The sequence below is a fragment of the Pseudomonas sp. SDT291_1_S447 genome (assembly GCF_054070155.1).
In genome coordinates this window covers 1-22,985 of sequence record NZ_JBSVXS010000091.1, presented here as the reverse complement: position 1 = coordinate 22,985, position 22,985 = coordinate 1, and the positions used below count along the sequence as shown (strand labels likewise).

Annotated in this window: 12 protein-coding genes; 9 read left to right on the top strand and 3 right to left on the bottom strand. The window is 61.4% G+C overall.

Features of this window, described 5'->3' with window-relative positions; all coding sequences use genetic code 11:
* The 3 genes from ACW9IR_RS22305 to ACW9IR_RS22295 form a co-directional block, all read left to right on the top strand.
* Window positions 1–311: type II secretion system F family protein (locus ACW9IR_RS22305; protein WP_457465145.1), on the top strand; the 311-nt coding region annotated here is incomplete at its 5' end.
* 488 nt (window positions 312–799) lie between these two features.
* A complete protein-coding gene (locus ACW9IR_RS22300; RefSeq protein WP_095049840.1) occupies window positions 800–1,909 on the top strand; it encodes a substrate-binding domain-containing protein in 1,110 nt (369 codons plus the stop codon).
* 191 nt (window positions 1,910–2,100) lie between these two features.
* Window positions 2,101–14,595: a filamentous haemagglutinin family protein gene (locus tag ACW9IR_RS22295; RefSeq protein WP_457465144.1), complete on the top strand. Its 12,495-nt coding sequence runs from the start codon at window positions 2,101–2,103 to the stop codon at window positions 14,593–14,595.
* Between the two features lie 53 nt (window positions 14,596–14,648).
* On the opposite strand, the gene ACW9IR_RS22290 is transcribed toward ACW9IR_RS22295, so the two are convergent.
* The 3 genes from ACW9IR_RS22290 to ACW9IR_RS22280 form a co-directional block, all read right to left on the bottom strand.
* Window positions 14,649–14,870 (bottom strand): type II toxin-antitoxin system RelE/ParE family toxin, encoded by a 222-nt coding sequence (locus ACW9IR_RS22290; RefSeq protein ID WP_256661311.1) that lies wholly within the window; start codon window positions 14,868–14,870, stop codon window positions 14,649–14,651.
* A gap of 46 nt (window positions 14,871–14,916) precedes the next feature.
* Window positions 14,917–15,111, bottom strand: a complete 195-nt coding sequence (gene relB, locus ACW9IR_RS22285) for a type II toxin-antitoxin system RelB family antitoxin (protein ID WP_102901959.1) — start codon at window positions 15,109–15,111, stop codon at window positions 14,917–14,919.
* Between the two features lie 254 nt (window positions 15,112–15,365).
* A complete protein-coding gene (locus ACW9IR_RS22280) occupies window positions 15,366–16,313 on the bottom strand; it encodes a SphA family protein (protein ID WP_457465143.1) in 948 nt (315 codons plus the stop codon).
* A gap of 211 nt (window positions 16,314–16,524) precedes the next feature.
* On the opposite strand from ACW9IR_RS22280, the gene ACW9IR_RS22275 reads away from it, so the two are divergent.
* The 6 genes from ACW9IR_RS22275 (at window position 16,525) to ACW9IR_RS22250 (ending at window position 22,919) form a co-directional block, all read left to right on the top strand.
* Window positions 16,525–17,622 (top strand): AraC family transcriptional regulator, encoded by a 1,098-nt coding sequence (locus tag ACW9IR_RS22275; protein ID WP_457465142.1) that lies wholly within the window; start codon window positions 16,525–16,527, stop codon window positions 17,620–17,622.
* Window positions 17,623–18,066: 444 nt separating this feature from the next.
* Window positions 18,067–18,954 carry a Dyp-type peroxidase gene (locus tag ACW9IR_RS22270; RefSeq protein ID WP_457465141.1) on the top strand — a complete coding sequence of 296 codons (888 nt, stop codon included), beginning with the start codon at window positions 18,067–18,069 and terminating at the stop codon, window positions 18,952–18,954.
* Between the two features lie 22 nt (window positions 18,955–18,976).
* On the top strand, window positions 18,977–19,945 hold the full coding sequence (locus ACW9IR_RS22265) for a Gfo/Idh/MocA family protein (RefSeq protein ID WP_457465140.1): 969 nt from the start codon (window positions 18,977–18,979) through the stop codon (window positions 19,943–19,945).
* Between the two features lie 222 nt (window positions 19,946–20,167).
* Window positions 20,168–20,920 carry a GntR family transcriptional regulator gene (locus ACW9IR_RS22260; RefSeq protein ID WP_457465139.1) on the top strand — a complete coding sequence of 251 codons (753 nt, stop codon included), beginning with the start codon at window positions 20,168–20,170 and terminating at the stop codon, window positions 20,918–20,920.
* On the top strand, window positions 20,917–22,647 hold the full coding sequence (locus ACW9IR_RS22255) for a fumarate reductase/succinate dehydrogenase flavoprotein subunit (RefSeq protein ID WP_102901953.1): 1,731 nt from the start codon (window positions 20,917–20,919) through the stop codon (window positions 22,645–22,647). The genes ACW9IR_RS22260 and ACW9IR_RS22255 overlap by 4 nt, the downstream gene beginning before the upstream one ends.
* A 26-nt stretch (window positions 22,648–22,673) precedes the next feature.
* Window positions 22,674–22,919: a 4Fe-4S dicluster domain-containing protein gene (locus ACW9IR_RS22250; protein WP_007959413.1), complete on the top strand. Its 246-nt coding sequence runs from the start codon at window positions 22,674–22,676 to the stop codon at window positions 22,917–22,919.
* Window positions 22,920–22,985: the final 66 nt, after the last annotated feature.

The window sequence follows — 22,985 nt, the reverse complement described above, 5'->3', positions numbered from 1 at the left end:
GCCTGAGCCTGAGCGTCACTGAGGCCACGGCCAAGGTGCGTGAAGGGGTCAACCTCGCCGCCGCGTTGCGCGTGGAGAATGTGTTCCCGCCGGTGCTGATTCACTTGATCGCCAGCGGTGAGAAAACCGGCTCGTTGCCACCGATGCTTGAGCGCGCGGCACAAACCCTGTCGCGGGATATCGAACGGCGGGCGATGGGCATGACCGCGCTGCTGGAGCCGCTGATGATCGTGGTGATGGGCGGGGTGGTGCTGGTGATTGTGATGGCGGTGTTGTTGCCGATCATTGAGATCAATCAACTGGTCCAGTAGCCGGTTTTGATGGTGTCTGATCGGGCCCCTTCGCGAGCAAGCTCGCTCCCACAGTGTTCGGTGGTGTGAAGTAAATTGCATTAACAACATCAATCCCTGTGGGAGCGAGCTTGCTCGCGAAGAGGCCAGTCGGGGAAATAAATAATCCAGATTTTTTCCCAAGACTTCAGCATCACCCGACCCTCAAAAGAACCATCCTCGGGTTCTCCTTTCTGTCATCTGCAACCACCCGCCAACGCCTCCAGCCCGATTCAGCCAAACCCCCGATCCAGACGCTGCGCGACACCCGACAAACACCCGAGAAAATCCCTTCGGAAACAGCTCTCAGCTCCCGAGGTTTTTTCCTTTATCTGTCACCGGAAACTGCGAATTTCTCAGTGCGACTTAACCAAGGCCAACGCTAGCGAGGGCCCCGGTGAGTCCTCCCAGTGTCATGCAAATCACCCGAAAACCTGTGTTCCCAAACCTAGTTGAAAAGGAGATTCTTCATGTTCAAGCGCACTCTGATCGCAGCCTCACTGACCGTCGCCGCTCTGGCATCCGCCCAGGCCATGGCCGTAACCGGTGGTGGCGCTTCACTGCCTGCCGCTCTGTACAAAGGTTCTGCCAACAGCATCCTGCCTGCCAACTTCAGCTACGCCGTAACCGGTAGCGGCATCGGCAAAAGTGCTTTCCTCTCCAACACCGCTTCGCAATTCGGCACCACCGGCACTGTGCACTTCGCTGCCAGCGATTCGATTCTCAACGCTACGGAACTCAGCAACTACACCGCCAACTTCGGTACTTCCTACGGCCCGCTGATTCAGTTGCCATCGGTTGCCACCTCGGTAGCGATCCCTTACAAAAAGACTGGCAACACCACCCTCAACCTGACCAGCGCGCAACTGTGCGACGCCTTGTCCGGTGCCAAGACCACTTGGGGTGAACTGCTCAACAACGACGCCAAAACCGACCCGACCCTGATCCGCGTGGTCTATCGCACGGCTTCCAGCGGCACCACTGAAATTCTCACTCGTCACCTGAACTCGGTGTGCCCTGGCCAGTTCGCCGTCAACACTACCTTTACCAGCGCTCGTCTGGGTGGCTCTCCGCTGCCGGGCAACTGGGTAGGTGTGGTCAACACGGCTGACGTCGCTACCGCCGTGAACGCTGTAAACGGTTCGATCGGTTATGTCGGTCCGGACGGTGTGAACGCGTCGAGCAACGCCGTAGTGGCGCGCATCAACGGTGTTCAGCCTACCAGCGCCAACGTCAATGCTGCCCTGTCATCGGCTGCTCTGCCAGCCACTCCATCCAACCCGGCGCAGTGGGTACCGGTCGTAGCCAACCCAGGGACCGGCTATGCCATGGCGGCCTACACCAACTTCATCTTCGGCCAGTGCTACAAGGACGCCGCTGTTGCCGCTGACGTGAAGGCCTTCCTGACCCAGCACTACAGCACTCCAGGCAACGCTGTTGCTACCGCTGCCCACGGCTTCATTCCGGTTCCAACCAACTGGAAAAACGCTGTGACCGCCAACTTCATCACCAACTCCTCCGGCAACAACCTGGACATCAACAACGCCAGCGTCTGCAACGGCGTGGGTCGTCCTTTGTAAGTCCTGCTACACGCACAATGAAATGGCAGCAGCCTTAGGGCTGCTGCCATTTTTTTTGGCCGATTTACACCTCAATCATGAAGTTTGTGTGACATCCGTTCGGTCGTGGCCCTCGCCAACAGCCTATGTCGTAACAGCAGGTTTTTGCTGGCCTGCAGCTTCGTGTGGCAATCAAAAAGGATCTCGTAGTGATGCTCGCTCGCCCATCCCGTCGCAATATCCCCGGCCAGACTTTCAGGCGTGACGTTGCCGATCCGGCGCTGTGGTTGCTCAAGCCCCTGGCGCACGCGGTGGCATTGTGTCTGGTAGCCGGCAGTGCCGAGGCGGCGACCGCGTTCAGCTCTGGCTGGTTCGCGGCCAAGGGCGCTGCGCAACAAGCCGCGGCCGCCCGGCCCGGTGCGGCTGGTTTGCCGGGGATGACGCCACCCTTGGCGCAGCAGCAAAAAGCCAACCAGCAACTGCAACGCTCGTTGCAGACCCTCAACAACACCGTGGCGGCCATTGCCGCACAGCAGGCGGCTCAGGCTGCCGGGCGCGCGGTGGCCTTGGGCAGTCTGCAGACCGTTCCGGACGGGCTGGGCGAGGGCGGCCTCAAGGTCGACAACAGCCTGACTCAGGGTTGGCTGAACGCCAAAGGCCCGCAGCAGACGCAAGCCGATGGCAAGACCAACGTGAAGATCGAGCAGACGGCCGACAAGGCCATTCTCAACTGGGAGACCTTCAACGTCGGGCGAAATACCACAGTCGAATTTGCTCAGCAGTCGAATTGGGCCGTGCTCAACCGTGTCAACGATCCGAACGCACGCGCCAGTCAGATCCAGGGCCAGATCAAGGGCGACGGCACGGTGATGCTGATCAACCGCAACGGCATCGTGTTCAGCGGCAGCAGCCAGGTCAATGTGCGCAACCTGGTGGCCGCCGCCGCCAATATCACCGACATCCAGTTCCGGGATCGTGGTCTGTATTTCGACAGCAACGGCAGCCAGCCGACGTTCAGCGATGCCGCCGGCAAGGTGCTGGTGGAGCGCGGTGCGCTGATTGAAACCCACAAGCCCGTCGTCTCGACCGACGCCGGTGGCTATACGCTGTTGCTCGGCAAAGACGTTGTCAATGACGGCACCCTCAACACCGCCAAAGGCCAGACCGTGCTGGGTGCCGGTGATCGTTTTTACATCCGCAAAGGCTCAGGCACAGAAGGCAACACGTTTTCGACAACCTTTGGCAACGAAGTCACGCCCGGCTTCAAGGCTGGCGAGATTGGCGGCCGGGTCAGCAACAGCGGGTTGATTCAGGCTGCCACGGGTGACATCACCCTGACCGGGCATGAAGTGGAGCAGGGCGGCGTGTTGCTGAGCAGCACCTCGGTCGCCACTCGCGGGACCATTCACCTGCTCAATCCGGCGAGTGACACGAGCGGCAGCGTCACCCTGGCGCCCGGCAGTGTCACGGCGGTCATGCTCGACAGCAGCGACCTGACGGCGCTGGACAGTCAGCATCAGGCGGCCCTGAGCGGGGTCAACCTCAATAACAGGATTCGCGGCGATCAGTCGCGTATCGATCTCCAGAGCGGCGGCAGTGTCGAATTCCAGAACGGTTCGATCACCCTGGCCACCGGGGGGCAGGTCGCTGTCACCGCGCAGCGTCGCAGCCTGGTTGGCGAAGGCGCGGTGATCGACGTTGCCGGCGCTGTCGGCGTCAAGGTGGCGATGGAATCGAACAACATCAAGATCAACGTGCAGGGCAACGAGCAGCGCGATGCGTCGGTCAATCGCGAGAACGGCGCGCTCAATAGTAGCGATGTCTGGGTCGATGTGCGTGAACTGGTCTACGTGCCGGCCGGCACCAATGGCTATGCGACGGACCGTTGGTACACCGCGGGTGGCCTGCTGGAAGTCGGCGGTTATCTGGGCACCCAGGGGCATGGCATCGGCGAGTGGATGGCGCAGGGCGGCACAGTGAGTTTTGCCGGCAACGACGTGGTCACGCGTAAAGGATCACTGATCAACCTGTCCGGCGGCACCCTCGATGTGCAAAGCGGCGAGATTCGACAGAGCTGGCTGCGCGGTGCAGACGGTCGTCTTTATGAAGTCTCGCGTGCGCCGGGGGATCAGCTCTACAACGGTTTGTACAAGGGCTACGAGGATCACAGTGAGCGGTGGGGCCAGACCCGCACGTTCTACAACCCGCTGATTGCACCGTCCAGTCGTACAGAGTCGGGTTACACCGTGGGTCGCGATGCCGGGCAACTGGTGGTCAGCACTGGAAACGCGGTGCTGGACGGGCAACTGCTGGGTGAGGTTTTCCAGGGTGAACGACAGACTCAGGCGCCGCGTGCGGTCATCGACGGTTATGAGCAGAGCCAGACTGCGCTGGCACGGCGCGCGCAGTTGATTGTCGGCAGTTATCTGCCGAGCTATCAGGCGGCGTCCGGCGGATTGCGCTACACCCTCAATCCGCTGCTGGATCAGGTTCTGATCGGCGGCGAACGGCGGGACGAGGAATTCACCGGGGATCTGAACGGCGCCGTCGCGCAAGACCGTCAGGGCAAGTTGTTTCTCGACGCCGGCCAGCTCAATGGCTTTGATCTCGGCGCACTGAAGATTTCGGCGCTTGAGCGGATTGAAGTCAACGACGCGCTCAAGGTAGACACCGGGGGTGACATCACGCTGTACGCACCGGATGTCCGTGTTGCGGCCGATCTGACGGCGCGCGGCGGCAGTCTGAATCTGGGCAACGTGCTGAACCAGCTGCGCAGCAGCACCCTTGACGACATGCTGATTGCTGCACCGGCGGGTGAACCGGTGCAGGTGACAATCGCCAGGGATGTACGCCTCGACACCCGTGGTCTCTGGAGCAATCTGCGTACCGATCCGGACGATGTGGCAAGTCTCGGATACCTGAACGGAGGCCGGGTCTCGATCCGCAGCAGTGGCGATATCGATGTGGCGACGGGCAGCTTGATCGATGTGTCGTCCGGTGGTGCGATTCTGGCCAATGGCAAGACCCGGGGCGGCAAGGGTGGCGACGTGAGTCTTGAGTCCAGCGCGATTTCTGCGCTGGGCGATTCGCATCTGACGATGGCCGGCGACATTCTCGGTCATGGCGTGACGGGCGGCGGTACGCTCGCTATTCAGGCCAATCGGGTGCGGATCGGTGCGTCCGCAGACACGCTGCCCGAACATGCCTTGCAGCTGACGCCCGAGTTGTTCGACAACGGTTTCTCTGCCTACCGGGTTACCGGTCTGAACGGTCTGGAGGTGACGGCGGGCACACAAATCGATGTGACGATGCCGGTCTACCGTTTTGCCGACACAACGCTGAATCCGGTCAGCGGGGTCGACCCGAGCCAGGCGATGGAGCGGTGGACACCCACGCTTTATCAGGAAGACCCGCTCAAGGGCGTACTCAGTCAGCGCGCCGGTGCGAGTCTGGCGCTGCAAGCCGGCTCGAGTGAACTCGACCGGTTCGACACCGCCAGCACCCTGACGCTGGGACGCGGATCGCGCATCACGGTCGATCCCGGACAACGGATCAATCTGCGCGGGACCGGGCAGATCACCCTGGAAGGCGAACTGCAGGCCTGGGGCGGAACCCTGGATATACGTCAGCAACAGTTCGGCTCGATCGACGTTGCCACTTCACAGCAACAAGCCGACAGCAAGGCGCACAACCGCTCGATCTGGATCGGCGAGCAGGCGCTGCTGGACGTCGCGGGGCGTGCCCACACGGCGGTCGATGCGTCGGGTCGGGTCTACGGTCAGGTCGACAAGGGCGGCAGCATTATCATCGGCGGCGAAATCGATCCCAAGCGTGCGACGGCGACGGCGGCCGATGCATTTCTGATTGTGCGCGAAGGTGCACGTCTGGATGCCTCCGGGACGCAGGCCGTGCTGGACATCTCCGGGCAGGGTCCGACCCGCGTTGCCTCGGATGGCGGACGTATCAGCCTGAGTTCGTATAACGGCCTGTGGATCAATGGTCAATTGCGCGCCGCTTCAGGTGGCAGCGGTGCTGCCGGCGGACGGCTGGAGGTAGCTCTGGAGACCCCGCTGTACGCTACGCAGAAGGCGGGTGCCGAGGTTCTGCGAGCTCGGGAAATCGTCATTGGTCACGGACCGGGCGATGCAGTGTTGCCCGTGGACCTCAAGCCCGGTGACGCCGCGAACACTCTTCGTTACGGGCATGCCCGCCTGAGCACCGATACGTTGATGTCGGGCGGATTCGACAATCTGAGCGTGTTCAGCAACGGCCTCTTGTCATTTGACGGCGACGTCGACCTGCACATGAATCAGAGTCTGAATCTCTATGCTGGGGCCTTGTCCCTGGCGCAGACTTCCAGCGACTCGACGCGGGTCAATCTATCAGCGCCTTCGGTGCGGCTGTCCGGTGTGGGGACTTATTACGGTGTGGTGGGCACCATTCGTCCCCGGGTCCTGAACAGTCCGACTGCGCAAGTTTCGCCGGCGCAGTTCAACGTCAATGCCAACGTACTGGATATTGCCAACAGCCTGTCGTTCGGCGCGCAAGGGTCGATCTTGCAGAACAACGACGCCCCGGTTGAAGTCAGCCGTCGCGGCTTTGACCAGGTATCGCTGACCAGCACCGGGGACGTGCGGTTTCTTGCGCCCACCAGTGGCCAGGTGAAGTCAGAGTTGTGGACACCGGGGGACCTGAATCTGCGCGCCGCGCAGATCTACCCTGCGAGCGGGGTCTCGGCCGAAGTCCGGGTCGGCTATCAGAGTCAGAGTTCTCTCGCCGATACCCATCGGACATTGCGCATCACTGGCCAGGGTCCGGCGCCGACAGCGCTGCCGTACTCGGTGTTTGGCACGCTGGCGATGAGCGCCAGCCGGATCGATCAGGGCGGTGTTCTGCGTGCGCCTCTGGGCGTCATCAGTCTGGGTGATCTGCTGACCAAAACCCAGGAACTGCGCCTGCTGCCCGGGAGTACGACGTCGGTCAGTGCGGCCGGTCTGGTGATGCCTTATGGCGGCACCACCGACGGTATCGAATACCTTTACAACGGCGCGCCGATCATATTGAAAGGCATCAGTGGCGACAGCGCCGGGGTGAGCCTGCGCTCGCAGTACGTGGATGTGCAGTCCGGCGCGTTGATCGACCTGTCGGGCGGCGGAGATTTGCGCGGTGCCGGGTTTGTCTCCGGTCGCGGTGGCTCCACCGATGCGCGGTTCAGTCCACTGGTGCGTAATGCCAGCGATGGAACGTTCAGTCTGCCGGGGCTGGCCAGCAACCCGGTGTACGCCATTGTCCCGGGCGATCAGAGTGCCTACGCACCGATACTGGGGGAAGCGGGAGCGGTCGATCCGCGCATCGGTCAGCAGATCACCCTGGGCAGCGGCGTGCCAGGGTTGGCGGCAGGCACTTATACATTGTTGCCTTCCACCTTCACGTTGCTGCCGGGCGCGTTCCGGGTGGAAGTGAACGGCCAGGCCGCCCCGGGCGCCACCAACGGCGCGGTTGCAATGCGCAACGGCTCGTGGACAAGCAGTGCGCGGATGTCGATTGCCAATACCGGTGTGCGGGACAACCTCGCCAGCCAGGTCATCGTGACATCGGCGGATGTGTTGCGGCGTTACTCGCAATACAACGAAACCACTCTGGAGCAGTTCATCGTCAGCGATGCGGCGCGCCGGGGTGTTCCGCGTGCGCTGGCGCCCATGGACGCTAAAGCGCTTAACCTGTTTGTCATCGCGGGGGGCAAGCAGGATACCGCACTGGACTTCAACGGCCGGATCGCCTTCGCAGCCGCCAAGGGAGGCGTGGCCGGGACGGCGGTGATTCGTGGCGGCAGTGGCGACAGCTTTGAGATTCTCGCCACCGGGCAGTCAGCCACGAAAGGCTTTGCCGGCGTCTCGCTGAATGCCGATACGCTCAACCGGCTGGGCGCTTCTCGTCTGGCGATCGGTGCGACCCCGACGGTGAATTACGGCACGGCCGGTAACATCGTCAGTTTCACGGGCAGTACCTACAACATCACCTTGCGTGAAGGTGCGCTGCTTTCAGCACCCGAAGTGCTGCTCTGGACCAACAGTGGGGACGGTGCCATCACGGTCGAGGCCGGTGCCGGCGTCAACTCTCTGGGACGCGGCGAGGTGCCGTACGACTCCTTGAGCGGTTTCGTCTATCAGCCCGGCGCCGCGAGTCTGCTGGTGGTGTCCAACGGCTGGACGAATGTGCTGGCGCCAGAGGTCAACGTCAGCACTGCGTCTGGCAGCATCCGCATCGGTACCTGCGATCGCCAGGCATGCGCCAATCCGGCGATGCTTTATTCGAATGGCAGCATTACCGCGGCCACCAACAATCAGTTCGAACTGGCCGAAGCGGTGCGTTTCGGCACCCGTCACCTGGCATTGGCTGTGGGTGCGGTCAACATCGGTACCACTGAAACACTGGCGGCGGTCGGTCGCCTGCCTGCCGGCCTGACGTTGAATCAGGGCGTGCTGGACCGGTTGCTGCGCGGCGATACTCAGTTTGCTGCGCCAGCCCTGGAAACGCTCAGCCTGACCACTCGCGACGCGTTCAACTTCTACGGCAGCGTCGCGCTGGACACTCTGGATCCTCAGACCGGGCGCAGCAGGTTGCAGAATCTGATGATCACGACCCCGGCCATCTACGGCCTGGGGGATACGAGCGACGTGGCGACCATCCGCACGGCCAACCTGATCTGGAACGGCACCACTCAGGCGCCCGGGGCCGTGGCCAGCGGCGGTGCGGGCACCGGGCACGGCACGCTGAACATCGAGGCTCAGCGCATCGATTTTGGCTACGGCCCTTATTCCCAACCCAACGGCCTGGATCAGAACGCTCGTCTTGCGCTGGGCTTTGCCAACGTCAACCTCAACGCCAGTGACCGCATTACCGCCAACCACAAGGGCAGCCTCGCGGTTTATGAAACGCAGGGGGCTTACGACCCGATCAAGGGTTATCTCTACAGCGGCGGCAACCTGAACCTGCGCACACCTCTGCTGACCGGGGAGGGCGGCTCGGTGAATGCGCTCAAGGCCGGCGGCAGTCTGGTATTGAGCGGGCCGACCGGGGTGGCGCCCGCCGATGCACTGGGTGCCGAACTGACGCTGGAGGGGCGTAATGTGGTGCTCGACGGCCGGATTGCGCTGGCCAGCGGCAAATTGCAGGTCAAGGCCGAGGGCGATCTGACCCTGACGAGCGGGGCTACCCTAGACTTGGCGGGCCGCACCCTGCCATTCAACGATATCAATCAGTACAGCTGGGGCGGCGACGTGGCGTTGTACAGCCGCGACGGCAATATTCGTCAGGCGGCCGGCTCGCGCATCGATCTGTCAGCGCAGAACAATCAGGCCGGCAATCTGAGTGTCGTGGCACTGTCAGACACCGCGGGCGAGGTCGATCTGCAAGGCGAAATCCGTGGCAGCAGTACAGGGCATTACGATGCCGGCGGCACGTGGGTACCCTACAAATCCGCTGGCGTGGACATACGCGCGCAACACCTGGGTGGAGCGCTGAATGAACAGTTTGCTGCGCTCAACCAACGCTTGAACGCCGGGCAAGTCTTCGGCAGTCGCAGCTTCCAGTTCAAACAGGGCGACCTGGTGATCGGCGATGGCCTCAAGGCGGGCGAGGTCTCGGTATCGGTGGACAACGGCAGCCTGACGGTGAACGGCCTGGTCGATGCCAGCGGCGAACGTGTCGGCAATATTCGCCTGTCGGCCGCCCATGGCCTGAATGTGGCGGGCGGCGCGGTACTGGATGCTCACGGTCGGGTACTGCGGGTCGACAGTTACGGCAAGATTATCGACGCGCCCAACCGGGCCATGGTCGAGCTCAGCTCCGGCGACGGCCTGCTGACCCTCGCTCCCGGTGCACGGATAGACCTGCGCCATGGCACGGACGCGGCAGTCGGCACCCTGGCGGGTCAGAATGACGGTCGCCTGCGCGGCACACTGGAACTGAACGCACCGCGACTGGGCGCCGATGACATCGCCATCGATGCCCGTGGCGCGTTGATCATCCAGGGTGCGCGGTCCATCGGGCTCAATGCCGTGCGCCGCTATACCGATGCCGCCGACGGGGTAGATCCGGCGGCCAGCGGTCGGCCTTATCAAATCATCGACCAGGCTTACCTGAACCGCATCCACGGTGACAACGACCTGTTCATCAACGCAGCCTTGGGCAACGCTGATCTGTTGCAGCGCAAACTGGCAGGGTTGAACAATGCGGGGTATGCCGATGCCTTCCATTTGCGACCAGGTGTAGAGATTGCGAGTAAAACCGCCGACGGCGATATGGTGGTGCAGGGCGATCTGGACTTGTCCGGCTATCGCTACGCCAGTCTCAACCCGAACACCGGCAGAACTTCGCTCTACGGTTCTGGCGAGGCGGGGAGCCTGGTGATTCGAGCCGGGGGTGACCTGGACATCTACGGCAGCATCAACGATGGCTTCGCGCCGCCACCGGAAACCGTGGACGATGCGGGATGGAAACTGCTGCCGGGCGTCCAGCCGTTTGGCGGCGATCTGATTGTGCCGGGGGCGGGCGTGACGCTGGCCGAGGGCACGTTGTTCCCAGCGGGCGTCAAGCTGAACTATGACTTGCCGATCCAGGCCGCCGTCCTCGCCAGCGGTACGCTGTTGCCCACCGAGGGCGTGCTCGCCGACCCCTACACGTTGCCGGCCGGCACCGTGTTGAGCGCAGCCGTACACGATGCCTCCGGTAACCTGCTGTATGGCGCCGGAACGCTGCTCAATGACAGTGTGATATTGCCGGCCGGCAGCCGCCTGGGCGCCGGGACCCGACTCGCTCAGGCTACCGGGATGCAGGCCATGCTCTGGCCAAAAGGCGTGCCGCTGCCCAGTGTTCTGGATGACCAACAGCGTGCGGTGGGGGCGAAGTTGAGTGGGTCGCTGGCGCTGCTGCGCGGCTCCCTGATTCCGTCCATGACCGATGTGGTGCTGGCTGCCGACACACCCTTTATCGAACTTCGTTCATTGAACGGTACACGCCAGGGCGCGAACTGGGCGATCGCGAGCATGTTGCCGTCGGGCAGCGCATCGTGGTCGATGCGGATAGTTGCAGGTGCCGACCTGGAAGCCGCTGACAGTCGTGTGGTGAAACCCGTCACCAGTGGCGGTGACTTACGGCTGGCAGACACTCACCTCGGGATTATCGTCACCGAGAAAAAGCTCGACAGCACCTGGTCGGCGGATAACCCGTTGGGGTATCCGGCGGGCAGCGTCGTCAGCGATGAGGACAGTTTCTGGTGCGATCTGATTCCCGGGGTCTGTCTCCCACCGGCCAAGTTCCTGTGGGCGGATGGCAACATGATGGGCATACCCGCCGGAACCCCGGTCAGTGACGACGATCTGTTCTGGTGCGACATCGATCCGGGGAACTGCCTGGCCAACAAGGGCGGGATAACCGCCAATCCCCACTCGCAGATGTTCAGCGTGCTGCGCACCGGTACTGGCGATCTGGATTTGATGGCTGCGGGCAATCTGCGCATGGACTCACCGTTCGGCGTTTATACGGCGGGCACTCAGTCCAGCGATGTCGATTCACGTTTCAACCAGGCCCGCGGCCGCCTGTCTGACGATGGATCGGTACTGGGCAGCGCCGGCAGCGCTTACGAAAAATGGGTCAATGGCGGTTCAGAAAGCCTGTATCAGGCGTGGTATCCGCAGATGGGCGGCAACCTGACGATCGGTGCCGGTGGTTCGGTGTCGGGGGACACGCTCGGGCGGCGCAGCTACGCAATGAACGCGCCACTGCGTGAACAGGTCCCCAGCGTTGCTGTGGGCAACTGGCTCTGGCGTCAGGGCGACGCAAAGGCGGATCTGCCTACGGCCTGGTGGATCAACTTCGGCAGCTACGCCACGCAGCCCTTGCCGGACCAGAGCACCGACACCGGGTCGTACCTGGTCGGGTTCACCGGCTTCGGCACGTTGGGCGGCGGCAATATCAGCCTGCGCGCTGGCGCGGATGCAGGCATGCTCAGGGCCATAGGCGATCAGTTGCTTAACCCCCGCAGTCAGGGACTGATCGTGGCAGTGGGCAGCACCGGCCGCGTTGGCGCTGACGGTAGCCTGCAGTTGACCGGCGGTGGCGACATGGACATTCGTCTTGGCGGCATGCTCAATCCGTCATTGCAGGCGAGGTCGGGGCAGAACGGCACGACACCGCCGCGACACGACCTTCAAGGCGCCCTGATCAATCTACGGGGTGCGGCACAGCTGACCGGCGCTGCTGCGGGTGCGATCAACCTGCAATATGGCGTCGAGCAATTCCAGCAGGACGCCCGGGAAACCAGAGCCTACGATTTGTTCAGTGCCAGCACCGGAGCGGCCGGCGGTGGCGTGGTCTTGATACCGGGTGATTCGGGGATGCGCATCAGCACACGCGGCGACCTGGTGATAGGGGGCGCGGCGGATCCGGGTCGGGTCAGGCTGCAGAACTCCACGCCGTTCACCACTGACAATGGCGAGGTCCATGCGGGTGGTGGACTGAGCGGCTTCTCGTTGTGGACCGGGCACACGGCCATCGATCTGTTTTCCGCCGGAGGCAATCTCACACCGAGCACACAGATGGCTGAAGTCATCACGACGTCGTCTCAAACCGTAAGTGGAATGAACAGCTCGCCGACTGATGGTCGCTTTGTATACCCCTCGATTCTTCGGGCCGTTGCAGGCCAGGGTTCCATCTATGCGGGACCGTCGGCCGCTTTCGGTGCATCAAGCAATCTGTTTCCGGCGGTGGGGTACTCGTTATTGCTGGCGCCTTCGACAAACGGGCAACTGTCGTTGCTGGCCGGTGACTCCATCTACGCCGGCGGTTATGCGATCAATCAGTCCGGCGCGAGCCCGGCAGCCATTGCGACCCCCTTTGCGCCTGCCTTCTCGGGATACGGAGCCAGCGCGAACGTGCCGTTGGTCAGCAACTACAGCCCCGATGGTGTGATCCCGAAGGGAAACCTGCGTTATCCGCTGTTTGCCTTTGGCGCCGACACCTTCTCGGGGTTAAGCGATGTACAGGGCCCGGCGCGTTTCTATGCCTTGACTGGTGATCTGGTCGGTTTACGCAGCGGCGAAACGCTGAGTTTTTCCCCGTCCGCTCGTACCTGGTATGAAGCGGCGGGGCCGGTGTGGATGATGGCCGGTCGCGATATCGTCGCGTCCGGTACTTTCCTGGGGCAGCCGACAATCGCGCCGAATGAGGAATTGGGCGGAACCCGACAAAACGTCAGTTCGACCGGCAACCTGTTCATTCACAACGACCCGCGGGATGTCTCGCGCGTATCTGCCGGGCGCGACATTCTCTACAGCAGCTTCGATATCGCCGGCCCGGGCCTTTTGGATGTCAATGCCGGGCGCAACATCCTGATGGAGAATCAGGCCGCTATTACCAGCCTCGGACCGATCACGGCGGGAGACAGCCGATCGGGGGCAAGCATCGTGTTGCAGGCCGGCGCAGGAGTGCAGGGGCCGGACTACACGCGATTCATTGCGCGTTACCTTAACGCGCAGAACCTGGCCGATCCGAACGCTTCCCTCAACGGGCAACCGGGCAAAGTGGTCAAGACCTACCTGGACGAGTTGCAGAGCTGGCTGACCCTCGGCTACGGCTTCAGCGGCAGCGAAGAACAGGCGCAAGCCCTCTTCGCCGCACTGCCGAGTACCGAACAGGCGATCTTCGCCCGCCAGGTGTACTTCGCCGAACTGCGTGCCGGCGGCCTCGAATACAACGACGTCGATGGCCCGCGCACTGGCAGTTATCTACGCGGTCGCAACGCGATTGCGGCGCTGTTCCCGACCAGCGATGTGGCGGGTAATTCGATCCGTTACGACGGCGATATCACGATGTACGGCGGGGCAGGGGTCAAGACCCTGTTCGGCGGCGACATCCAGATGCTTACGCCGGGCGGCGGTCAGGTGTTCGGCATCGAAGGCGCGGCGCCACCGTCGACAGCGGGGATCATCACTCAGGGTTCGGGCAACATTCAGCTCTATTCGCAGGGCAGCATTTTGCTCGGCCAGAGCCGGATCATGACCACGTTCGGCGGTTCGATTCTCGGCTGGTCGGCCGAGGGCGATATCAACGCCGGTCGTGGCTCGAAAACCACCGTGGTCTACACCCCACCGAAACGCGTCTACGACAGCTGGGGCAACGTGACCTTGTCGCCGTCGGTGCCGAGCACCGGCGCGGGGATTGCCACGCTCAACCCGATCGCCGAAGTGGCACCGGGCGACATCGACCTGATCGCGCCGCTGGGCACGATTGATGCGGGCGAGGCGGGGATTCGTGTCTCGGGCAACGTCAACATCGCCGCGCTGACGGTGGTCAACGCCGCCAACATCTCGGTGCAGGGCAAGGCGACCGGTGTGCCGGTAGTGTCGGCGGTGAATACCGGGGCGATTACTTCGGCCAGTTCGGCGGCGTCGTCAGCCACGCAAGCGGCGGAAGACGTGGCGCGTCAGCAGCAAGCAGCGTCGCGGCAGAATCAGGCGTCGGTGTTCACCGTGCAGGTGTTGAGTTTCGGCAACGAACAACTCGCACCTTCACGTGATGGTGCCAGCCGTGCACCGACCCCGGGTTACAACCCGAACAGCCCGGTGCAGGTGTTGGGCGCCGGGGCGCTGGATGATCAGGCGAAACAGCAGTTGACCGAGGAGGAGCGTGGGCAACTGACGCTGTAAAAGACTCTCGTGTAGAACGTTTGGGCGGCCGGTTGGTCGCCCTTTTTTTATATTTATGAGGTTCGTGGGTATTGTTGTCGGGTGTGGACTAACGTCAGGATTTTGATGCGCCCGTTCACTCGATAGACCAGCAGATAGTTTGAATTGACCACCATTTCCCGAGTGCCTGGCACTCGGCCGGACCTGTAACCAAAGGGAATTGATGAAAGCCTTTGCGTTGCTGCACCCACCTTGCGCTGCAAAGCCGCTGAAGCGTTGGAATTGTGTTGTTCAATGTAATCGATAATGTCAGCCAGATCGTCCAGAGCCTGATCGCTCCATTCAAGCGGCAGCGAGTCGATTCTTGCGTTTCTCTTCTAATAATTGGTCGAGCCGCACCATGGCTTCCTCATGGGGAATGCCCGGGCGAGGATCATCCAGTGCAGCCTGCACCTTGGCACGAAACCAGCGATCGTAGCTCTCTGCCTCTTCTTCGGATTCGAACTCAGAATAAAACGGGGAAAGCAATATGCTCATATGACCTCCGTGATCAATTTCAAGCAGTCTAAGGCGGGAACGGCCCATTGTCGTCACTGGCTGACGATGCTTCCCATGAGCCCTTGAGGAGCCATGGGATAACGGAGCCCAGTATCTGCAAGCACACCCTTTAAATCTGCCAGACGTTTCCCTCTGTTGTCCGGTAATCTCGACCGCCGCTGTAGGCGTATTCCACCCATGCGGTTTTCAGGTTTTCAGGCTACAAATCCAGGTGCGCTTTCCTACAAATGCACTCAGAACGCATAGGGAATACTCACCTTCGCCCACAACATTTCCCCCTCCGGCCGGTTCTCCACATCAAATTCCTTGGCCCAGCGAATCTCCGCACTGGCGTACTTGAGAAAGGTGAAGTGCAGCGCCGGGCCAATCGCGAAGACCTGGCCGCGCACGCCGTCATCGACGTCCTGCCCGGCAAACTGCACGGTGTGACCGAACTGTTTGTCGTCGGTGGTTTGCTTGAGGTAGTAACCGTTGATGCCGAGCATCAGGTCGTCGGTGATCTTGTAGCTGGCCGAATAATCGAAGTGGAAGATCTGCCCGGACTTGTAGTCGGTGTCTTTGTTTTTCTCGTTGAAGCTGTAGGTGGTCTTCATCGAGACTTCGGTGCGCTCAGTCGGCAGCCAGGTGAACGAGAACAACGGTTTGTAGGTGTAGAAATTGTTGCTGGTGTTGGCCAGTCGATCGACGCTGTATTCGCCGGTGGGCACGGTGACTTCCACGGCGGCACCGAGGGTCAGGTGCTTGCCCATGTCCCACAGAATGATCGGTGCGAAGGTGGTATCGCCCATGCCTTCGCGGGTGTCGCTCAAGCCGAACACCGAGACTTCCTGCTTCAGCCAGGGCTGGGCGATGTAGCCGGCCAAGCGTCCGCCGAAGATGCGCACCGGGCTTAAATAATCGAGGCGCGGGATCACCGCGGTGGACTCGATTTCGACATTCGGCACCTTGCCGCCGAACGAGCTGATGTTGAGCTTTCGCGCCTTGTAGTGGTTGTAGTAGAGGTTGAACGCAACCATGTTCTCCGGAAGGCTGTCGACTTCCAGCGGCAGCATGAAGAAACCGTCGGTGCCGGTGCCGATGTTGTCGACCCCGGCTTCGGTGGCCAGCGCCGGTACGGTCACGGCGCAACCCAGCAAGGAAAAGGCCAGGCGCAGGGGCAATGTCGCGCGGTTCGGGTGCATATCCGTCCTCATTATTATTGTGTTTTGGGCGCAACGCCGGCACGCAGTACGCCCGGCACTATAGAAATAAGCGCTTGGCGCCCGGCGGGGCAGGGTATTGGCGGACAGTTAGGGGGACTTCTGCGGACAGTCGGCCAACCCTGTGCTAACTTCCTTCGACATAACCGGTTACAAAAATAACAATCAAGCGTGATCCGGAATGTCAGCCCCCATGAACGTAAAAGTCCAAGACCCGACCTTTGAATTGGCGCTGGTTTCGCCATTTCTTTTGCAAACCCTCGCCGAAGTTGCGCAGAACAAGGGTATCGATCCCCAGAACCTGTGCCGTGGGCTGGGTTTTACCCTTGAGGATCTGCAGGATCCGGCGCAGCGGATTTCTTATCGTCAGGCGGTGGCGATGATTCAGCGCGCACTCAAAGTGCTGCCCAATCAGGGCTTGGGGCTGTGGGTCGGGGCGCAGAATGTACTCGGTACTTTGGGTCTGCTTGGGCATGTGCTGTCGCTGTGCAAGACCTTGCGCGATGCCTTTGCGCTGGGGATTCGTCACCAACACACCTCGGGTGGAATTGTGGTGTCCAGCGTCGATGTGGTCGACGGTCAAGTGCATCTCGATGCCGAGTGCCGCTTGCCGTTCGCCGATGTGCAGGTATTTGCGGTCGAGGAGTTTTTCGCCAGCCTGCTGGTGTATGGCCGCGCACTGGTGGGGGCTGAGTTCAAGGCGATTGCCGTGGAATTCGTGCATGCCGCGCCGGATTATCTGAGCGAATACCAGCGTTTGCTCGGGCCGGAGGTGCGCTTCGGCTGTCTGCACAATCGCATGCTGATCGATGCGCAGTGGCTGGACGTGAATCTGCCCAATCATCATTCGCTGGCGCTGCGTCAGGCCGTTGCGTTGCTGGAACTGGAAGCAGCGCAGGTGCATCAGAAACTCGATCTGATTCAGGCTGTGGAGCGGGCGATTGCCCGGGATCTGAGCAGCGGCAGCCACATTGAAAAGATTGCTGGTGATTTGAATATGAGCAGTCGTACGTTGCGGCGGCGGTTGACTGAGCATGCGCTGACGTTTGAGGCGCTGCTGGAACAGGTGCGCCAGGCGCGCACGCTGAGTCTGTTGGCCAATCCCGATATGCCGATCGAGCGGATTACCGAGGAAGTCGGGTACAGCGATGTGCGCAGTTTTCGCCGGGCGTTCAAGCGCTGGACGGGGTTGAGTCCGAGTGCCTGGCGTAATGACGCCAACCCTCACCCCAGCCCTCTCCCGGAGGGAGAGGGGGCCGACCGGAGTGTCTTGCGTCATGCATCGACCTGAAAGATCTGTGTCGATTTTGGATTCACAGGTGCACGCTCAATTCGTCTCACCTCGATCATTCCCTCACCCCAGCCCTCTCCCGGCGGGAGAGGGAGCCGACCGGGGCGTCTTGCGAGTTACATCGACCTGAAAGATCTGTGTCGATTATGGATTCACAGGTGCACGCTCAATTCGGTGTCTCACCTCGATCATTCCCTCAGCCCAGCCCTCTCCCGGAGGGAGAGGGCCGACCGGAGTGTCTTTTGTCATACATCGACCTGAAAGATTTATGTCGATTATGGATTCGGTACAGCACGTTCAAGTCGGTGCAGATCCTCAAGATCCCCCAATCAGTTCCCTCTCCCTCCGGGAGAGGGCTAGGGTGAGGGGCTTTTGACTCCCGCCAAACCCACACAAACCCTCCGGCCACAGGTAAACTCCCGCGCACTTTCCCAAGGAGTTCACATGAGTTACTACCAGCCGGGCATTCTCGCCACCCCAGTTCCTGCGCAAGCACGTCACCTGTTTTTCGCCCTTGAGTCGGTGGAAGCGCTGCCGCAGGCGATCGACAACCTGATCAATCAGGTAGACGGCCAGTCGGCGGTGGTCGGTTTCGGCGAATCCCTGGCCAAGGCCCTCAACGTGCAGATCGACGGCCTGCGCAGCTTCCCGGCCATGACTGGCGTTGGCGTCGAAAACCCGTCGACCCAACACGCGCTGTGGGTCTGGCTGCATGGCGTCGACCGTGGTGACCTGCTCAACCGCTGCAACGCCCTCGAAGCTGTACTGGCCCCGGCCCTGCGCCTGGTAGAAATGCAGGAAGCCTTCCGCCACAAGGACGGCCACGATCTGACTGGCTATGAAGACGGCACCGAAAACCCGCACGACGAAGCCGCCATCGCTGCCGCTCTGCAAAGTGCAGGCACTGACGGCATGATCGGCGGCAGCTTCGCCGCGATCCAGCAGTGGCAGCACGACCTCAAGGGTTTCCACAAGCTTTCGGCCGACGACAAAGACAACATCATGGGCCGTCGCCTCAGTGACAACGAAGAGATCGACGACGCGCCAATCTCCGCCCACGTCAAACGCACCGCGCAGGAAAGCTTCGCGCCGGAAGCGTTCGTTGTGCGCCGCTCGATGCCGTGGATCGAAGGTGATCGCGCCGGCCTGATGTTCCTCGCTTTCGGTTTCTCGCTGGATGCCTTCGAAACGCAACTGCGCCGTATGAGCGGTCTGGAAGACGGCATCACCGATGGCCTGTATCGCATCAGCCGACCGATTACTGGCGGCTACTACTGGTGCCCGCCGCTGAAGGACGGTCACCTCGATTTGCGCGCTTTGCGCATTGGCTGATCTTGAAAAAAGGGACTGAAAAATGAACGTGGTGCGCTGGGGTATGATCGGTTGCGGTGATGTCACTGAACGCAAGAGCGGGCCGGCCTTCTACAAGGTGCCCGGTTCGGCCTTGGTGGCGGTGATGGGCCGACGGCTTGAGGCGGTGACTGACTACGCCGCGCGCCATGGCATCGCCCGGGTCTACACCGATGTCGATGCGCTGATCAACGATCCCGAGGTGGACGCGGTGTACATCGCCACGCCACCCGACAGCCACCACGCCTACAGCCTGAAAGTCGCCGCGGCCGGTAAACATTGCTGTGTGGAAAAACCCATGGCGCTGAACGCCGGGCAAAGTCGCGAGATGCAACAGGCGTTTGCCGAGGCCGGTTTGCACCTGTTCGTTGCCTACTACCGTCGCTCATTGCCGCGTTTTGCGCAGGTGCGGCAATGGTTGGAGGAGGGACGCATTGGTGACGTGCGGCACTTGAGCTGGACGCTGACCAAAGCGCCATCGCCGGCAGATCTGGACGGTCGCGACAACTGGCGCACCGATCCGGCGGTAGCCGGTGGCGGGTACTTCGCTGATCTGGCCAGTCATGGCTTTGACCTGTTCCAGTATTTGCTTGGCGACATTGTCGACATCGCCGGTTTCACCGCGCGTCAGGCCGGGTTGTATGCGGCAGAAGACGCGGTCAGCGCCAGTTGGCGTTTCGCGTCAGGCGCGTTGGGCATGGGCTGCTGGAGCTTTGTCGCGGATCGACGTGAGGATCGGGTCGAGATCATCGGCAGCCTTGGGCGGATCAGTTTTTCGGTGTTTGATGAACATCCGGTGCAGTTGCAGGCCGATGAACACATCAGCCTGGAAATCCCCCATCACGAGCACATTCAGTGGCATCACGTGCTGGGCATGAATGCGCATATTCGTGGCGAATCACAACACCCCTCCGTCGCCGAACAAGCGCTCAAGACCGACTGGGTCATGGACCAGATCCTCAAACGCCATTGATCCTCCATGCGTACACCGTCCCCTGTGGGAGCTGGCTTGCCAGCGATAGCGGTGGTTCAGATAGCCAATCAGTTGGCTGACAGGACGCCATCGCTGGCAAGCCAGCTCCCACAGTGAATCGCGTGTGTCCTGCATCTAAGGTTATGCCCAAACAATATTTCTCAACCTTGTCATAACAAATCTAAGATCACGTCATAACTCGTTATAACAAGTGATCCCGTGATGACCGATAACGTTCTCTCCCTCAGTAGCGTTCCTCTGCACACCCAATTACGCGACGTCCTGCGTGCGCGCATTCTCGACGGCGAATACCCGCAAGACAGCCAGATGCCTTCCGAAAGCGAACTCGGTGCGCTGTTCAAAGTCAGCCGCATCACCGTGCGCCAGGCGCTCGGCGATCTGCAAAAGGAAGGGCTGATCTTCAAGATCCACGGCAAAGGCACCTTCGTCGCCAAGCCGAAAACCTTTCAGAACGTCAGCAGCCTGCAAGGCCTTGCCGAGTCGATGACCGGGCGTGGCTATGAGGTGATCAACCGCCTGCGCAGCTTTAAATTCATCCCGGCTGACAAGCGCGTCGCCGAGCGTTTGCAAGTCGCCGAGGGCGAGATCGTCACGCAAATCAAACGTGTACGGCTGATCAACCGCGAGCCGATCTCGCTGGAAATCACCTACCTTCCCAAAGCCGTCGGCGAGCGCTTGGAGAAGGCCGATCTGGTCACCCGCGACATCTTCCTGATCCTCGAAAACGACTGCGGCATCGCCCTCGGCCACGCCGATCTGGCCATCGACGCGGTGCTGGCTGACAGCGACCTGACCCAGGCGCTGAACGTCGAGCCCGGCTCACCGATCATGCGCATCGAACGCCTGACCCACGACGCGCAAGGCCAGCCGCTGGACTTCGAACACCTTTACTACCGTGGCGATGCGTTCCAGTACCGCCTGCGGATCGACCGGCAAAAAGGGGAGCAGGCATGACCCGCAACGTGCTCGAACAGGAATACGACATCGTCGTCATCGGCGGTGGCACCGCTGGCCCGATGGCGGCAATCAAGGCCAAGGAAAAGAACCGCGACTTGCGCGTGTTGCTGGTCGACAAGGCCAACGTCAAACGCAGCGGCGCCATCAGCATGGGCATGGACGGCCTGAACAACGCGATCATTCCCGGCCACTCGACACCGGAGCAGTACACCAAGGAAATCACCATCGCCAACGACGGCATCGTCAATCAGGCCGCCGTCTATGCCTACGCGACGCACAGCTTCGAAACCATTGAACAGCTTGATCGCTGGGGCGTGAAGTTCGAGAAAGACGAAACCGGCGATTACGCGGTGAAAAAAGTCCACCACATGGGCGCCTACGTGCTGCCGATGCCTGAAGGGCACGACATCAAAAAGGTCCTTTATCGGCAGTTGAAACGTGCGCGGGTGAGCATCACCAATCGCCTTGTCTGCACGCGGTTGCTGACCGACGAGGAAGGCGCCGTCAACGGTGTGATGGGCTTCGACTGCCGCACCGCTGACTTCCATGTGATCAAGGCCAAAGCGGTGATTCTCGCCTGTGGCGCGGCCGGGCGTCTCGGTTTGCCGTCGTCCGGCTATCTGATGGGCACCTACGAAAACCCGACCAATGCCGGCGACGGCTACGCGATGGCCTATCACGCCGGCGCCGAACTGGCCAACCTCGAGTGCTTCCAGATCAACCCGCTGATCAAGGATTACAACGGCCCGGCCTGCGCCTACGTCACCGGCCCGCTGGGTGGCTACACCGCGAACAACAAGGGCGAACGCTTCATCGAGTGCGACTACTGGAGCGGGCAGATGATGTGGGAGTTTCATCAGGAACTGGAGAGCGGCAACGGCCCGGTGTTCCTCAAACTCGATCACCTGGCCGAGGAAACCATCCAGAACATCGAGGAAATCCTGCACAGCAACGAGCGGCCGAGTCGCGGTCAGTTTCACGCCAATCGTGGCACCGACTACCGCACGCAGATGGTCGAAATGCATATCTCCGAAATCGGTTTTTGCAGCGGCCACTCGGCGTCTGGTGTGTGGGTCAACGAGCGTGCCGAGACGTCGGTGAAAGGCTTGTATTCGGCGGGTGACATGGCCGCTGTGCCGCACAACTACATGCTTGGCGCGTTCACGTATGGCTGGTTCGCTGGGCACAACGCCGCCGACTTTGTCGCCGGTCGCGAGTTTTCTGCGCTGGATAACGAGCAGATCGAGAAGGAGAAGGCCCGGGTCTACGCACCGCTGGATCGTGAACACGGTCTGCCGCCGGCCCAGGTCGAATACAAGCTGCGGCGCTTCGTCAACGACTACCTGCAACCGCCAAAAGTGACCAAAAAAATGCAGATTGGCCTGCAACGCTTCAGCGACATCGAACGCGATCTCGAGCAGATGAAGGCCAACAACGCCCACGAACTGATGCGCGCGATGGAAACCAGCGTTATTCGCGACTGCGCCGAAATGGCCGCGCGCGCCTCGTTGTTCCGCGCCGAAAGCCGCTGGGGTCTGTACCACTATCGTGTCGACCATCCGCAGCGCAACGACAGCGAGTGGTTCTGCCATTGCCACCTGAAGAAGGGCGATGACGGCCAGATGACCAGTTTCAAGAAAGCCGTCGAGCCTTACATCATTCCGCTCGATGCTGAAGAAATGCAGGCCTACGACCGCTTGCGGGTCGGCGCTTTCGCCGCTTGATGCACTACTAAAAGAGAGTCCGAACCATGGCCTATCAAGCTCAGGAAATCTTCTTCCGCTCCAACGCGCCCGTCACCGTGGACGAGGATAAATGTATCGCCGAAAAGGGCTGCACCGTGTGCGTGGATGTCTGCCCGATGGACTTGCTGGCGATCAATCCGGCAACGCAGAAGGCCTACATGGCGTTCGACGAATGCTGGTACTGCATGCCGTGCGAGAAGGATTGCCCGACGGGCGCCGTCAAGGTCGAGATCCCCTATCTCCTGCGTTGAAACCCGATCCCCTGTAGGAGTGAGCCTGCTCGCGATAGCGGTGGGTCAGGCAACACATCGACATCT